Genomic DNA, 14,414 nt, shown 5'->3' with positions numbered 1-14,414 from the left:
CAACGCCGGATCATAGCTTGGGGTGAACATGAGTACCGCGACTGCGCCATCGACACTGTATGTGGTGGCGACACCGATCGGCAACCTGGACGATCTGACGCCGCGTGCGCGCCTGGTGCTCGGCGAGGTCGATGCCATCCTGTGCGAGGACACCCGCCAGAGCGGCGTGCTGCTGCGCCACGCCGGCCTCGCACGACCATTGCTGGCGGTGCACGAGCACAACGAGGGCGAGCGCGCCGCCGCGCTGGTGCAGCGCTTGCGCGAGGGCCAGCGGCTGGCGCTGATCTCGGACGCCGGCACCCCGCTGATCAGCGATCCCGGCTACCGCCTGGTCGCCGCGGTGCGCGCCGCCGGATTCGCGGTCAGCCCGATTCCCGGCCCTTGCGCGCTGATCGCGGCGCTGTCGGTGGCCGGCTTGCCTACCGACCGATTCAGCTTCGAGGGTTTCCTGCCCGCCAAGGCCGGCGAACGCCGCGCGCGGCTGCAGGCCATCGCCAGCGACCCGCGCACCCTGGTCTGGTACGAGGCGCCGCACCGCATCGTCGAGACCCTGGCGGCGACCGTCGAGGTGCTCGGTGGCGAGCGCCGCGCCGTCATTGGCCGCGAACTGACCAAGCGCTTCGAGACCGTGCTCGACGGCAGTCTGGCCGAATTGCTGGCGCGGGTGCAATCCGATGCCGACCAGCAGCGCGGCGAAATCGTGCTGGTGGTCGCCGGCTCGCCGCCACTGGACGATGCGGCGCGGATCGACGAGGGCCGTCGCCTGTATGCCCTGCTCGCCGCCGAGTTGCCGCCCTCGAAGGCCGCGCGGATCGCCGCGGCCCATACAGGCGCGCCGAAGCGGGCGCTGTATGGGGGTGGGGAGGGGTAGCGGGAGGCAAGGGTTCTGGGTATTGCGTTCTGTGCGCGTGGGTTGTGGGTTCTGGGTTGGGCAGCCAGGCTCGCAACCCGGAAGTCAGTGGGAGCGGCTTCAGCCGCGATCGTTTCGGCGGCCGCCGGCAAAAGATCGCCGACGGAGTCGGCTCCCACAGACCCACGGCGTGCGAGCTTCGCCGCCCACAACCCACAACCCACAACCCACAACCCACAACCCACAACCCACAACCCACAACCCACAACCCACAACCCACAACCGGCCCCGACGGCGGCCCGAGGCCGCCGCCGGGGATCGTGCTCACCACGGATCCGGCACGAAGCCCGGGAAGGGGCGGGCGTCGCCGCGCTCGGCGTAGTGGCGGTACGGCGGCGGGAGGATGCCGGCGGCGACCAGGTTGCGGCGGCTGTCGTACCAGATCGCGTTGATCTCGACCGGGTTCGGCGTGCTGCGGACGAACTCGGTGCGCCGCGCGTAGGACCACTCGCGTTCGCCGTGGCCGGTGCCGAGCTTCTCCTCGCTGCGTGGGCGTGCCATTTCCGCGGCGGCGCTGCCGGCGGCCTGGTCGCGGGCCGAGGGCGCGGCCGGCGCCTGCGCGCCGGGGTAAGGCGCGGGGGCCGGCTCGCGCTTGGATAGCGCGATTTCGTCGTCGTACTGCGGGTAGTAGCGCTGCTCTTCGAACACCGCGACGCCGATCACGCCGACATCGCCCGGGCGCCCGGTGCGCGCCGCGTAGCTTTCTGGCAGCGGCGCGAAGTTGAACGCGGCGATCTCGTTCATGTTCTTGCGCCAGCCGTTGATGGTGGTGCTCTGCCACGGCTCCAGCACATAGCCGGACTGCTGCGGATTCGCAGTCTGGCCGGTGACGACATTGACGCCATCGACCGAGACCACCGCGAGCACGCGCTCGCCGGTGCGATTGGTCAGCCGGATTGCATAGCGGTTGCCGGGTTCGCCGGCGGCGTACTGGCGGCCGTCGACGCGGTGCAGCGGAATGCTGCGCCCGAGCGTGCGGTCTTCCAGGCGCACCTCGACCCGCTGTGCGGCGGCAAACGCCGGCGCCAGCGCGGCGGCGAGGGCAAGCATCGAAACCAGGTTGCGCGTGTTCATGGCCGTCTCCTGCGGCGTGGGTTCGATGACTGAAACGCGCGGGGGCGGGGAGTGGGGTTAAGTTGCGCGGGGCAAGGGGCAGGGGCCTTTAAAGCGGAAAGCGGGGCAGGGGGCAGGGGACCTGTTTTGGTGCACGGACGAACGGTGTCGTAGACGCCGTCTCGATCAGCTTGGCCCAGCGATGCGAGAGTCCCGTCTACGACACAGCCGGAGCGTGCCCCAGGCCACGTCCCCCGCCCCCTGCCCCTTGCCCCTTGCCCCTTGCCCCGCTTCTCGTTCCGGAGGTCCCCCGCCCCCTGCCCCTTGCCCCGCTTCATCAAGTGGCTCTCGTGCGCCCGACTCCCCCGCTATCCTCCCCCCACCCGACGCGCATCCAAGGGCTGGCGATGAACCTGAACCAACTGGAGCAGCAGACTGGCCTTGGCATTGCGATCGCGGTGGGGCTCGGCTTGCTGCTGCTCGCGTTGAAGCCGAAGGACCGCGCGATTATTCGCAACATGCTGGTGTTGGCAGCGCTGATGGCGCTGGTGCTGGTGGTGGGTTCGGCCTTGCACCGCTGGGGGTCGGCGCGTGCTGCGGCAGTCTTGAGCGCGGTGGCGACCGTCGGCACCGGCGCGGTGATCATCCGGCTGGCGTCGCTGTTGCTGTTCCGCGCGATCTTGCCGCGCTTGCGCCTGGACTTTGCGCGCATCGTGGAGGACCTGTGCGTCACCGGTCTGGTGGTTGCCTGGCTGCTTTACTGGCTGGCGGGCGTCGGGCTGGACCTGAAGAGCCTGCTGGCGACCTCCGCGGTGATCACTGCGGTGCTCGCCTTCTCGATGCAGGACACCCTCGGCAACATCCTCGGCGGCGTGGTGCTGCAGCTCGATGACTCGGTGCGCGTGGGTGACTGGGTGGTGATCGACGGTGTCAGCGGCCAGGTGGTCGACGTACGCTGGCGCCACACCGCGGTGGAAACGCGCAATCGCGAGACCGTGATCATCCCCAACGGCTGGCTGGTCAAGAACCGCTTCATGGTCATCGGCTCGCGTTCGGAAGCGCGCACGCGCTGGCGCCGCTGGGTCTGGTTCAATGTCGATATCGATGCCAACCCGACTCGGGTGTTGCAGGTGCTGGAGGACTCGGTGCGCGACAGCGATGCGCCGAATGTGCTGCTGGATCCGCCGCCGAGCGCAGTGCTGATGGACATCAACCAGGGCTTCGCGCGCTACGCGCTGCGCTACTGGATGGAGGATCCGCGCCCGGACGATCCCACCGATTCGCACATCCGCCGGCACGCGCTCGCGGCCCTGGCGCGCCAGGGCATCCGCCTGGCGGTGATGTCCGAGGAGCGTCTGGTGATCAAGGAAAACGATCGCCGCAAGGCCTCGGTCCAGGAGGAGGAAGTGGCGCGGCGCCAGGCGCTGCTGGCGGAAGTCGATCTGTTCAGCCGCTTTTCCGAGGCCGAGTTGCGCTCGCTTGCGGAGAAGACTTCGGTGGCGCCCTTCGTCAAGGGCAGCACGGTCACCCGCCAGGGCCGGGTGGCGCACTGGCTGTACCTGATCGTCTCCGGCGAGGCCGACGTGTGGGTCGAGCAGAACGGCAAGCGCACGCATATCGCCACGCTGATGCCGGGCAGCGTGGTCGGCGAGATGGGCATGATGACCGGCGCTCCGCGGCGCGCCACGGTAACCGCCCGCAGCGACCTGGAATGCCTGCGCCTGGGCAAGAGCGGCTTCGAATCGGTGCTGCGCGCGCGCCCGGAAATTGCCGGCGAGATCTCGCGCGTCATCGCCTCGCCGGGCCCCTGGAGAGGGCCGCCTGGCGGGGCAGTCCCCCCCAGTCCGAGGAGGAGGATCCATCGGCCGCGATCGGCGCGCGGATCCGCGCGTTCTTCGGGTTGGGTGATTGAGGAGCGGGGCACGGGGCGCGGGGCCGGGCAGGAGGACCCGCCCCCCCCCCCCCCCCCCCCCCCCCCCCCCCCCCCACCCACCGGTGATCACGATACACATTCCGGGCCCGGAGGCCGCGCTAGATTGGCTGCGGGCACGCCCAGCGACCCTTGGGGAATCCGCATGAATCTGACTTCGAAGCTGCTGACCGGTGCCGTGCTGCTGGCTTGCGCGAGCGTCGGCCACGCCTGGGACTTCACCGTGACCAATTCGACCGGCAGCGCCATCACGCGCATCCTCGCCAGCGAGGACGGCAAGACCTGGGTAGTTCGTGACCCATGAGCGCCCACAGGACACCAGCGACTCTACCAGGACGGCAGCGAGTCAGAGCCGGCCGCCTTCGATTTCTGCGAAGACGATCTGCAGCTGGAATTCACCGAGTAAGCATCAGCACTTCGCGGCGCGCGGAGCCCGGCTGCCGGGCTCCGCATTCGCCCCTGCTCAGTTCCGTTTCCGGCTCTGGCCCAGCGATTTGCGTGTCGCGGCGGCCAGCGCCATCAGGCCCCAGGGCTTCATCGCCCGCGCCGACTCCAGCGCCTCCTCGGGCACCGTCCAGAAACCGAGGGTGACGGTCTTGCCCTTGGCGCTGTAGGCGAAGGGCTGCAGGCCCCAGCGTTCGAATTCGGGCTGGGTCAGCCCATCCACCTTGAGGTAGATCTGGTCGTCGATGACGATCGCGATGAACGCATCGTCGCACCAGATCCCGGTCCCGCCGAACATCGCGCGCGTGCGGATGTGCCCGAGCGGCGCCAGCAGTTCGCGAAAATGATCGAGCATCAGGCCGTTCCCCGGATCCAGCGACGATTCGAGCATCGCGCGCACCCGGCTGCAACCGCGCGCCGATGCGCCAACGCTGTCAGGTTGCAGGCATGCGTCGCAAGCGTTGCAGTCCGTGGACCAGACTGTCACACGGCGGAAACATTTCGGTCATAGCGTTTGTCACATTCCAAACGGACCGGACGCTCCCCCATGCGCCACACGCCTCGATTGCTCGCCCTCGCCCTGGTGGCGGGTCTCTCCAGCCCGGCCCACGCCGACATCGCCATCGATGTGATCGGCGGCAGCGAGGTTTCGTTGCAGGGCCTGTTCCAGGCTGATTCCTACTATTTCGACAATGACCTGGTCGACCTCAACGGCGCCGATACGAATGACGGCAAGGACCAGGAGTTCGAGCTGCGCCGCGCCGAGGTGATCCTGATCGGCAAGGGCGTGAGCTTCGACTGGCAGGCGGGCTACGACGCCAAGGCCAACAAGTTCCTCGATACCTTCGTGCGCTACAAGATGGGCACGCGGTATCTCCAGGCCGGCCAGTACAAGCAGTTCAACAGCCTGGAAGAGCTGACCAGCACCCGCCACAACGATTTCATCTCCAAGGCGATGGTCACCAACCTGCTCGGCGTCGCCCGCCGCGTGGGCGTGGCCTACGGCGTCGAGGAGGCCAGCTACGGCTACTCGCTGGGCTGGTTCGGGCGCGAGCTGACGCGCAACCTGGCGCATGGCGCCGGCTGGGGCGCGCGCGCCTACTACGCGCCGATCAACGAGGCCGGGCGCTTCCTGCACCTGGGCATCTCGGCGATGGATTACGACACCGACGCCGACACCCTGCGCCTGCGCGTGCGTCCGGACGCTGACCTGGCCACCGCGCGCCTGGTCGACACCGGCGATTTCCGCAACGCCGACCGCCAGCGCACGGTCGGCGTGGAAGGCGCCTATGTGCAGGGTCCGTTCAAGGTCCAGGCCGAGTACATGCAGTCACGGGTGGCCCGCTACGACACGCCCTTCGCGACGGTGCCGGGCGACGATTTCGACGCCACCAGCTGGTATGTCTACGGCGTGTGGAACATCACCGGCGAGACCTGGACCTACAAGGCCGGCCTGCCGGTCACCAGCTACCCGGACCAGCCGGGCAGCGGCATGTGGCAGCTCGGCCTGCGCTACGACGCGACCGACCTGAACGACGATCCGGTTGCCGGTGGTGAGGGACACAACCTGACTGTCGGCGTGAACTGGTACTGGCGGTCCAACTTCAAGTTCATGTTCAACTACGTGGCCGCCAGCAGCGAGAAGTTCAACCGCACCCTGGCGCGCGACATCAACGACGACCCGAACGTGGTCGAGGCGCGCGTGCAGTTCTATTGGTGACGCCAGCGTCATCTCACTGCAACGCCGCGGAACTCTGATACGCACACCTCGCTGCCGGCGTCCGCCGCCGGCAGCCCTGTCCCAGGAATCCCCATGTACGCGACTTTCAGGCATCTCCTCGCCGGTCTTGCGCTGGCTGCGGCTCTCTCCACACCGGCGCGCGCCAGCGACATCACGGGCGCCGGTGCTTCTTTCATTTTTCCGGTGATGTCGCGCTGGTCGGCCGACTACAACCAGGCCACCGGTGTGCGCGTCAACTACCAGTCGATCGGCTCCGGCGGCGGCATCGCCCAGATCAAGGGCGGCACGGTGGATTTCGGTTCTTCGGATGCGCCGCTGCCACCGGAGGAACTGGCGGCGGCCGGATTGCGCCAGTTCCCGTCGGCGATCGGCGGCGTGGTTCCGGTGATCAACGTCCCGGGCCTGACGCCCGGCCAGTTGCGCCTGACTGGCGCGGTGCTCGCCGACATCTTCCTGGGCAAGCTGACCCAGTGGAACGATCCGGCCATCGTCGCGCTCAATCCGGGCGTGGCGCTGCCGGAAGCGCGCATCACTGTCGTCCACCGCACCGATGGCTCCGGCACCACCTTCAATTTCGTCAACTACCTGTCCAAGGTCAGCCCGGAGTGGAAGCAGAAGGTCGGCGAGGGCACCACGGTGCGCTGGCCGACCGGTGTCGGCGGCAAGGGCAATGAGGGCGTCGCGGCCTACGTCAAGCAGATCAAGGGTGGCATCGGCTATGTCGAACTGTCCTATGCGCTGCAGGGCAAGATGGGCTACACCAGCCTGCAGAACCGCGCCGGCGAGTGGGTGCAGCCCAGCGCGGAGAGCTTCCAGGCCGCCGCCGACAGCGCCGACTGGGCCACGACCAAGGACTTCTACCTGGTGATGACCGACGCCCCGGGCGCCGGTGCCTGGCCGATCGCCGCGACCAACTTCATCCTGGTCTACCAGCAGCCGAAGGACCCGGCGCGCGCCAAGGCGGTGCTCGACTTCTTCCGCTGGGTCTACCAGGACGGCCGTGCGCAGGCCGAGGCGCTGCACTTCGTGCCGCTGCCGCAGACCCTGGTCGACCAAGTCGAGGCCTACTGGGCCGCGGAACTGAAGTACTGACCCCGACCTGGCCTCGCGCATGTCCACGCCCCTTGCCGCTGTCGAATCGCCCGCGCCGGGCCTGCGCGGCTCGCGCATGGACCGCGCCTTCGCGCTCGCGATGGCGGCCGCCGCCGCGATCGTCATGCTGGCGCTGGCCGGCGCCGCGGCCTCGATGCTCTGGGGCGGGCGCGAGGCCTTCGAGACTTTCGGCTGGGCGTTCTTCACCGGCGACACCTGGGATCCGGGCGCGCGCATCTTCGGCGCTCTGGTGGCGATCGCCGGGACCCTGACCACGGCGGCCATCGCGCTCGTCATCGCGGTGCCGATCAGCTTCGGCATCGCACTGTTCCTCACCGAGGTGGCGCCGCCGTGGCTGCGCACGCCGGTCGGAATGGCCATCGAGTTGCTCGCCGGCATCCCGTCGATCATCTACGGCATGTGGGGATTGTTCGTGCTGGCGCCGCTGCTCGGCGAGCACGTCTATCCCTGGCTCAACGATCACGCCGGCGCGTTGCCGTGGATCGGCACACTGTTCCAGGGGCCGCCGCTGGGCATCGGCAAGCTGACCGCCGGCCTGGTGCTGGCGGTGATGGTGGTGCCGTTCACCGCCTCGGTGATGCGCGAGGTGTTCCTGACCGTGCCATCGCGCCTGAAGGAATCGGCCTACGCACTGGGCTGCACCCGCTGGGAAGTGGTCTGGGACATCGTGCTGCCGTACACCCGCGGTGCGGTGATCGGCGGCATCTTCCTTGGCCTCGGACGCGCGCTCGGCGAAACCATGGCGGTCACCTTCGTGATCGGCAATGCCTACTCGGTGTCGGTCTCGCTGCTCGACCCCGGCACCTCGATCGCCTCGGCGATTGCCAACGAGTTCGCCGAGGCGATCGACCCGCTGCATCGTTCCTCGCTGCTGGGGCTCGGCTTCGTGCTGTTCCTGATCACCTTCGTGGTGCTGGTGGCCTCGCGCCTGATGTTGCGCCAGTTGCGCCGGCGCGAGGGCAGCGCATGAACATGGGCCTGCAACGCTACAGAGGCTTCAAGAACGCGCTGGCGATGAGCCTGGCCGTGCTCGCGGCGGTGCTCGGCCTCGCGGTGCTCGGCTGGATCCTGTGGACTACCCTCAGCCGCGGACTGTCGGCCTTCAGCCTCGCGCTGTTCACCGAGGCGACGCCGCCGCCGGAGATGCCCGGCGGCCTGGCCAATGCCTTCGTCGGCAGCGCGCTGATCTGCCTGATGGCGATCGCCATCGGCGCGCCGCTCGGGATCGCCGCCGGCACCTGGCTGGCGGAGTACTCGCGCGGCAGCCGCCTCGGCGAGGTGGTGCGCTTCGTCAACGACATCCTGCTGTCGGCGCCGTCGATCGTGCTCGGCCTGTTCGTCTATGCCCTGGTGGTGGCAACCACCGGCGGTTTCTCCGCCTTCGCCGGCGCGCTGGCGCTGGCGCTGATCGCGCTGCCGGTGGTGGTGCGCACCACCGACGACATGCTGCGCCTGGTGCCGGCGCAGATGCGCGAGGCGGCGCTGTCGCTGGGCCTGCCGCAGTGGAAGGTGACGGTGCAGATCCTCTACCGCAGCGCGATGGGCGGCATCGTCACCGGCGTGCTGCTGGCGCTGGCGCGCATCAGCGGCGAGACCGCGCCGCTGCTGTTCACCGCCTTCAGCAGCCAGTACTGGAACTTCGATCCCACCCAGCCGATGGCCAATGTGCCGGTGGTGATCTTCCAGTACGCGGCGAGCCCCTACGAATCCTGGCAGGCGCTGGCCTGGGCCGGTGCCTTCGTGCTGACCCTGTTCGTCCTGCTGCTCGGCATCGCCGCGCGGCTGATCCTGCTGCGCAACCGGATCCAACATGACTGAGATCGCAATCCCCGTTCCCGCCGCAGCCGCCAAGCCGGCGCCGGCGGTCAAGCTCGCCGCCCGCGGCCTGGGCTTCCGCTACGGCGACACGCGCGCCCTCACCGGCATCGACATCGATGTCCACGAGCGCTGCGTGACCGCGCTGATCGGCCCGTCCGGCTGCGGCAAGTCCACCTTGCTGCGCGTGTTCAACCGGATCTACGCGCTGTATCCGGGCCAGCGCGCCGACGGCCAGGTGTTGCTCGACGGCGAGGACATCCTGTCGCCGAAGTACCCGCTGGCGCGGCTGCGCAGCAAGGTCGGCATGGTGTTCCAGAAGCCGGTGCCGTTCCCGATGTCGATCCACGAGAACGTGGCCTACGCGATCCGCCACCACGAGCGCCTGTCGCGCGCCGAACTGGACGACCGGGTCGAAGAGGCCCTGCGCCAGGCGGCACTGTGGGACGAGGTGAAGGATGTGCTCAAGCGCAGCGCGCTGAGCCTGTCGGGCGGCCAGCAGCAGCGGCTGTGCATCGCGCGCGCGGTGGCCCTGCGGCCGGAAGTGCTGCTGCTGGACGAGCCGACCTCGGCGCTGGACCCGATCGCCACCGGCAAGATCGAGCAGCTGGTGGCGGACCTGAAGTCCCGCTACACCATCGCCATCGTCACCCACAACATGCACCAGGCGGCGCGCTGTTCCGACTACACCGCGTTCATGTACCTCGGCGAGCTGGTCGAGTTCGGCAGCACCGAGCGGATGTTCACCAATCCCGGCAAGCGCCAGACCGAGGATTACGTCACGGGGCGATTCGGATGAGCCAGACGCACACGATGCGGCAGTACGACGAGGAACTCGACCGCCTGAGCGGCGAGATCGTCGCCATGGGCGAACTGGCCCTGCACCAGCTGAATGCCGCGCTGCAGGTGCTGCAATCGCTGGACGCCGATGGCGCGCGCGCGGTGATCGCGGGCGACACCGAGGTGGACGCGCTGGAGCACGAGATCGGCCACGACGTGCTGCGCCTGCTGGCGCTGCGCCAGCCGATCGCGCGCGATTTGCGCGAGATCCTCGCCGCGCTGAAGATCGCCGGCGATGTCGAGCGCATCGGCGACCTCGCGGCGAACGCGGCCAAGCGCTCGCTGAAGCTGCGCAATCTTGGGATGCCCGCACTGCGCCCCAGGCTGGCCGAACTCGCTGCGCTCGCCAGCGAACTGGTGCGCGAGGCGCTCGCTGCCTATCGCGGCCGCGACGCCGAGCGCGCCCGGGCCGTGCGTGCGCGCGACGCCGAACTGGACCAGCGCCACACGGCCATCTTCCGCGAGTTGATCGCGGCGATGGCGCAGGATCCGGGGTTGGTCGAGGGCGGCATCCATCTGCTGTTCATCGCCAAGAATCTCGAGCGTATCGGCGACCACGCCACCAATATCGCCGAGAACGTGTGGTTCATCGTGCACGGCGAGTTGCCGGTCAGCAGGCGCAGGCAGCGCGACGCCGCCGCCGGTTGAAGGGTCCGCACGGGCGCGGCACCGCGCCCCGCAGCAGGTAGGATCGCGGGCCCGAGTCCGCTACCCGAGGCCGCCCGTGTCCGCGCCATCGACCGCCGAACGCTTCCCGCCACAGATCCGCTACATCATCGGCAACGAGGGCTGCGAGCGCTTCAGCTTCTACGGGATGCGCAACATCCTGACGCCCTTCCTGGTGACCTCGTTGCTGCTGCACCTGCCGGAAGTGGACCGCCCCGGCGCGGCCAAGGATGTGTTCCACATCTTCGTCATTGGCGTCTATTTCTTCCCGCTGCTGGGCGGCTGGATCGCCGACCGCATCCTCGGCAAGTACAAGACGATCCTGTACTTCTCGCTGCTGTACTGCGTCGGCCAGTTCTGCCTGGCGGCCTTCGTCGACAACCTCTACGGCTTCTATCTCGGGCTGGCGCTGGTGGCGTTGGGGTCGGGCGGCATCAAGCCGCTGGTGGCCTCGTTCATGGGCGACCAGTTCGACCAGTCGAACAAGCGCCTGGCCAAGGTCGCCTTCGACGCCTTCTACTGGATCATCAACTTCGGCTCGTGGTTCGCCTCGCTGCTGAAGCCGTGGTGCCTGCGCGAGCAGGGCGGCATGGTCGCTTTCGGAATTCCGGGCGTGCTGATGCTGATCGCCACCGTGGTGTTCTGGATGGGCCGCCGCCGCTATGTGGACGTGCCGCCGCCGCCGCCGAACCCGGATTCCTTCATGAATGTGGCGAAGAGCGCGCTGCTGGCGCGGGCGCCGGGCGAATCGCGCCCGGGCCTGACGCTGGCGGTGCTCGGCCTGCTGCTGGGCGTTGGGGGCTTCGTGTTCGTGCCGCAGGTGGGCTGGGTCTCGGCCATCTGCATCGCGATCGTGTTTGCGCTTGGCTTCGGCGGCTTCGGCACCTGGATCCAGCTCGAACGCGCGCGCGGCCGCCACCCGGACGAGGCGGTCGACGGCGTGCGCGCGGTGCTGCGGATCCTGATCGTGTTCGCGCTGACCACGCCTTTCTGGTCGCTGTTCGACCAGAAGGCCTCGACCTGGGTGTTGCAGGCCGGTGGCATGACCAAGCCCGACTGGTTCGAGCCGGCGCAGATGCAGGCGCTCAACCCGCTGCTGGTGATGATCCTGATCCCGTTCAACAACCTGGTGCTGTACCCGGCGCTGCGCAAATTCGGCTGGGAGCCGACGGCGCTCAGGCGGATGACCACCGGCATCGCCTTTTCCGGCGTGTCGTGGATCGCCGCCGGCATGCTGCAGCTGTGGATGGACGGCGGCGACGCGGTGTCGATTACCTGGCAGGTCCTGCCGTATGCGCTGCTGACCTTCGGCGAGGTGCTGGTGTCCGCCACTGGCCTTGAGTTCGCCTACAGCCAGGCGCCGGCCTCGATGAAGGGCGTGATCATGGCGTTCTGGTACCTCGCGGTGACCATCGGCAACCTGTGGGTGCTGCTGGCCAACGCCAGCGTGCGCAACGCCGGCTTCACCGCCTGGATCGAGTCCACCGGGATCAGCGTGGCCGCGTTCCAGATGTTCTTCTTCGCCAGCTTCGCCTTGGTGGCCGCGCTGTTGTTCGGGCTATACGCGAAGCGCTACCCGCTGGTGGAGAACTATCGGCCAGCGGGCTGAGGAGAGGGCGCCGCGACGCGGCGCCCCCCCCCCACGACGATCAGCCCTGCGCGGCCCGGATCGCCTGCCCGACGTAGCTGAACATCGCCGGATCCAGGCCCATCGCCTCCATCGCCTGTGGCTGCGCCTGCCATGCACCGGCAATCTTGCGTTCGACGCCTGCGTCGCCGCCGGTTGCTGCCTGCACCAGGGACTGCCACTGGCGCGCCAGTGCCTGGACTTCCGGTGCGGCCACCGGGTGGCCGGCGTCCATCGCGGCGCGCACTTGGGCAATCAGTCGCGGCCAGGCCTCTTGCGCGGCGGCGAGGGCTTCGCTGCCGAGCTCCCGCGCGCGCCGTTCGAACCCGGCGCGTTCCTCCGGGGTGAAGTCGATCTCGAGTTTCTGCGTCATGGTGATGCACTCCATCAGTTGTTCCAGGGATTGGGTGGTCCACAGGTGCGCCCGCAATTGCTGCATCAGGGCGAGGGCGGCCTGCGCATCCTGCGCCTGCCGCTCCAGCCGCAGGATCTGGGCATCGATCAATTCGCGCACGCCCGCGCCCTCGTTGCCGAGCAGTTCGCCGATACGCCTGAGCGGAAATCCCGCCCGACGCAGCAGCAGGATCTGCGACAGGCGGCGCAGGGAGCTCGGACCGTACAGCCGGTAACCGGACGGCGAATGCGCGTCAGGTCGCAGCAGCCCTGCTTCTTCGTACAGCCGCAGCGCCTTGGCGCTGATTCCCGCACGCCTGGCCAATGCGCCTATCCGCAGCATCTGCACACTCCTCCAAACCACCGATGGCAAGACTGAAGCCTGCCCCAAGGGCAAGGTCAAGTGCGACCTGGCCCTGCGACGCATCGCCCGGGTGGACGCGGCCACCGGGCTTGTCGCAAGATGCAGACGCAGCCGTCTCCGGGAGTCCCTGCATGTCCTTGCGCGTTGCGCTTGTCTGCGCGTTGTTCTGGGCTCTGCTGGCAGGACCAGGCGGATGGGCGCAGGCGCCAACGGACGCTCTTTCCGGCGCCTGCACCGCGCCCGAGGTCAAGCGCAACGCCCGTCTGGACCTGTACGCGCGGATGCTCGCGGGCATGCCGATGGAGGATGTGGACCCGGCGGTGGCGGCGCACGCGCGGCAGCTCGATCGCTCCTTCGCGCGGCTGGAACAGGTGCAGCTCAGCCGCATCCGCGACTGGTCGGCCAAGGTGCTGCCGCCCGAGGTGCACGCCGCGGAAGTGCTCTACTACCCCTTCAGCGGTCCCGACGTTCTGTATCCGGCAGCGCTGTTCCCGCGTGCACGCAAGCTGCTGTTCACCGGGCTGGAACCGGTCGGCGCGCCGCCGGCTGCGGAGGATTTCGAGTCGCCTGAGCTGGCGGACAGCCTCGGCGAACTGCGGCGCTCGCTGGTCACCCTGCTGGGCCAGAGTTTCTTCGTCACCGCGCAGATGCAGGCGCAGTTCGACCAGAACCGCTTCCGCGGCGTGACCCCGATCCTGATGCTGCTGCTGGCGCGCAGCGGCTACGCCATCGAGAGCGTCACCGGCGTGGTGCTCGCGGCGGACGGCAAGCTGTGTGCGCGCGCGCTCGATGAGCGGGTCGACCACGCGGGCGTCGAGATCCGCTACCGCCGGATGGAAGACACCCGGGCGCGCAGCCTGATCTACCTGCGCGTCGACCTGTCGAACCAGGGGCTGGCGGCGATGCCCGGTTACGCCGCCTACGCGCGCCAGTTCGGAGTCCAGGCGAGCTACGTCAAGAGTGCGTCCTACCTGATGCACACCGCGGAGTTCAGCGCTATCCGCGACCTGCTGCTGGAGGTCTCGCCGGCGGTGCTGCAGGACGATTCGGGCATCCCCTTCCGCCAGTTCGAATCGGGAAGCTGGCAGGCCACGCTGCATGGCCAGTACGCCGGCGCCGCGAAAGGCTTCACCGGCCACACCCAGGCCGATCTGCGCGCCGGCTTCGCCGCCGCGCCGCCGTCGCCGCTGCCGTTCTGGATCGGCTACCGCCACAGCCCGGCGGATTCGAACCTGCAGTTGTATCGGCGGGTGGGGCAGTAGGGGTCGGGTAGGCGGAGTTGGCCTGGGACTGCGTGGAGAAGCGGGGCAGGGGTCGGGGGGCAGGGGACCTGCCCTGCGTCACGGCCGGCCTGTGCGGCGGGCGAGTTGCCCAGCGCGGTGAAGCGGATTCGAGGTCAAAGGCAAGGGGATCCGCCTTGCGTCACGGTCAGAGCATGCGGAAAGCCAGTTCCCCTGTCCCTTGCCCTGCTGCTGGCCCCCAGGGGCTCCATCTTGGGTCACGGCCGGGCCATGCGGC

At 68.8% G+C, this 14,414-nt stretch carries 13 protein-coding genes; 10 read left to right on the top strand and 3 right to left on the bottom strand.

What is annotated here, in order from left to right; translation table 11 throughout:
* Positions 1–28 precede the first annotated feature (28 nt).
* Entirely contained in the window at positions 29–871 is an 843-nt protein-coding gene (gene rsmI, locus IPK27_23085) for a 16S rRNA (cytidine(1402)-2'-O)-methyltransferase (protein ID MBK8070389.1), read from the top strand.
* 303 nt (positions 872–1,174) lie between these two features.
* Here the strand turns inward: rsmI and IPK27_23080 are convergent, their stop codons facing one another.
* The gene (locus IPK27_23080; protein ID MBK8070388.1) at positions 1,175–1,960 is read right to left on the bottom strand and encodes a hypothetical protein; all 786 of its coding nucleotides are present in this window, start codon (positions 1,958–1,960) and stop codon (positions 1,175–1,177) included.
* 410 nt (positions 1,961–2,370) lie between these two features.
* Here IPK27_23080 and IPK27_23075 point away from each other — a divergent pair, with 410 nt between their 5' ends.
* Positions 2,371–4,197 carry a mechanosensitive ion channel gene (locus tag IPK27_23075; protein ID MBK8070387.1) on the top strand — a complete coding sequence of 609 codons (1,827 nt, stop codon included), beginning with the start codon at positions 2,371–2,373 and terminating at the stop codon, positions 4,195–4,197.
* Positions 4,198–4,356: 159 nt separating this feature from the next.
* On the opposite strand, the gene IPK27_23070 is transcribed toward IPK27_23075, so the two are convergent.
* Positions 4,357–4,692 (bottom strand): TfoX/Sxy family protein, encoded by a 336-nt coding sequence (locus IPK27_23070; protein MBK8070386.1) that lies wholly within the window; start codon positions 4,690–4,692, stop codon positions 4,357–4,359.
* 192 nt (positions 4,693–4,884) lie between these two features.
* On the opposite strand from IPK27_23070, the gene IPK27_23065 reads away from it, so the two are divergent.
* The 7 genes from IPK27_23065 (at position 4,885) to IPK27_23035 (ending at position 12,121) form a co-directional block, all read left to right on the top strand.
* Complete coding sequence (locus IPK27_23065) at positions 4,885–6,057, top strand: porin (protein MBK8070385.1); 1,173 nt, start codon at positions 4,885–4,887, stop codon at positions 6,055–6,057.
* A gap of 93 nt (positions 6,058–6,150) precedes the next feature.
* Complete coding sequence (gene pstS, locus IPK27_23060) at positions 6,151–7,170, top strand: phosphate ABC transporter substrate-binding protein PstS (protein MBK8070384.1); 1,020 nt, start codon at positions 6,151–6,153, stop codon at positions 7,168–7,170.
* A 19-nt stretch (positions 7,171–7,189) separates the two neighbouring features.
* Positions 7,190–8,161 (top strand): phosphate ABC transporter permease subunit PstC, encoded by a 972-nt coding sequence (gene pstC / locus IPK27_23055; GenBank protein ID MBK8070383.1) that lies wholly within the window; start codon positions 7,190–7,192, stop codon positions 8,159–8,161.
* Entirely contained in the window at positions 8,158–9,009 is an 852-nt protein-coding gene (pstA, locus tag IPK27_23050; GenBank protein ID MBK8070382.1) for a phosphate ABC transporter permease PstA, read from the top strand. The genes pstC and pstA overlap by 4 nt, the downstream gene beginning before the upstream one ends.
* On the top strand, positions 9,002–9,805 hold the full coding sequence (gene pstB / locus IPK27_23045) for a phosphate ABC transporter ATP-binding protein PstB (protein ID MBK8070381.1): 804 nt from the start codon (positions 9,002–9,004) through the stop codon (positions 9,803–9,805). The genes pstA and pstB overlap by 8 nt, the downstream gene beginning before the upstream one ends.
* A complete protein-coding gene (gene phoU, locus IPK27_23040; GenBank protein ID MBK8070380.1) occupies positions 9,802–10,494 on the top strand; it encodes a phosphate signaling complex protein PhoU in 693 nt (230 codons plus the stop codon). The genes pstB and phoU overlap by 4 nt, the downstream gene beginning before the upstream one ends.
* A gap of 76 nt (positions 10,495–10,570) precedes the next feature.
* Positions 10,571–12,121 (top strand): MFS transporter, encoded by a 1,551-nt coding sequence (locus IPK27_23035; protein MBK8070379.1) that lies wholly within the window; start codon positions 10,571–10,573, stop codon positions 12,119–12,121.
* A gap of 40 nt (positions 12,122–12,161) precedes the next feature.
* Here IPK27_23035 and IPK27_23030 read toward each other — a convergent pair whose 3' ends face one another.
* Complete coding sequence (locus tag IPK27_23030; protein MBK8070378.1) at positions 12,162–12,875, bottom strand: MerR family transcriptional regulator; 714 nt, start codon at positions 12,873–12,875, stop codon at positions 12,162–12,164.
* A gap of 152 nt (positions 12,876–13,027) precedes the next feature.
* Between IPK27_23030 and IPK27_23025 the strand changes: the two genes are divergently transcribed.
* The gene (locus IPK27_23025) at positions 13,028–14,158 is read left to right on the top strand and encodes a hypothetical protein (protein MBK8070377.1); all 1,131 of its coding nucleotides are present in this window, start codon (positions 13,028–13,030) and stop codon (positions 14,156–14,158) included.
* Positions 14,159–14,414: the final 256 nt, after the last annotated feature.

This window comes from Rhodanobacteraceae bacterium (assembly GCA_016713135.1).
Classification (GTDB): domain Bacteria; phylum Pseudomonadota; class Gammaproteobacteria; order Xanthomonadales; family SZUA-5; genus JADKFD01.
The sequence above is the reverse complement of the archived record's forward strand: the minus strand, read 5'-3'. Positions and strand labels throughout refer to the sequence as shown.

Excerpts from the sequence above, each read along its gene's own strand:
- rsmI (MBK8070389.1), top strand. The coding sequence starts at position 29 with ATGAGTACCGCGACTGCGCCATCGACACTGTATGTGGTGGCGACACCG.
- IPK27_23080 (MBK8070388.1), bottom strand. The coding sequence starts at position 1,960 with ATGCTTGCCCTCGCCGCCGCGCTGGCGCCGGCGTTTGCCGCCGCACAG.
- IPK27_23075 (MBK8070387.1), top strand. The coding sequence starts at position 2,371 with ATGAACCTGAACCAACTGGAGCAGCAGACTGGCCTTGGCATTGCGATC.
- IPK27_23070 (MBK8070386.1), bottom strand. The coding sequence starts at position 4,692 with ATGCTCGATCATTTTCGCGAACTGCTGGCGCCGCTCGGGCACATCCGC.
- IPK27_23065 (MBK8070385.1), top strand. The coding sequence starts at position 4,885 with ATGCGCCACACGCCTCGATTGCTCGCCCTCGCCCTGGTGGCGGGTCTC.
- pstS (MBK8070384.1), top strand. The coding sequence starts at position 6,151 with ATGTACGCGACTTTCAGGCATCTCCTCGCCGGTCTTGCGCTGGCTGCG.
- pstC (MBK8070383.1), top strand. The coding sequence starts at position 7,190 with ATGTCCACGCCCCTTGCCGCTGTCGAATCGCCCGCGCCGGGCCTGCGC.
- pstA (MBK8070382.1), top strand. The coding sequence starts at position 8,158 with ATGAACATGGGCCTGCAACGCTACAGAGGCTTCAAGAACGCGCTGGCG.
- pstB (MBK8070381.1), top strand. The coding sequence starts at position 9,002 with ATGACTGAGATCGCAATCCCCGTTCCCGCCGCAGCCGCCAAGCCGGCG.
- phoU (MBK8070380.1), top strand. The coding sequence starts at position 9,802 with ATGAGCCAGACGCACACGATGCGGCAGTACGACGAGGAACTCGACCGC.
- IPK27_23030 (MBK8070378.1), bottom strand. The coding sequence starts at position 12,875 with ATGCTGCGGATAGGCGCATTGGCCAGGCGTGCGGGAATCAGCGCCAAG.
- IPK27_23025 (MBK8070377.1), top strand. The coding sequence starts at position 13,028 with ATGTCCTTGCGCGTTGCGCTTGTCTGCGCGTTGTTCTGGGCTCTGCTG.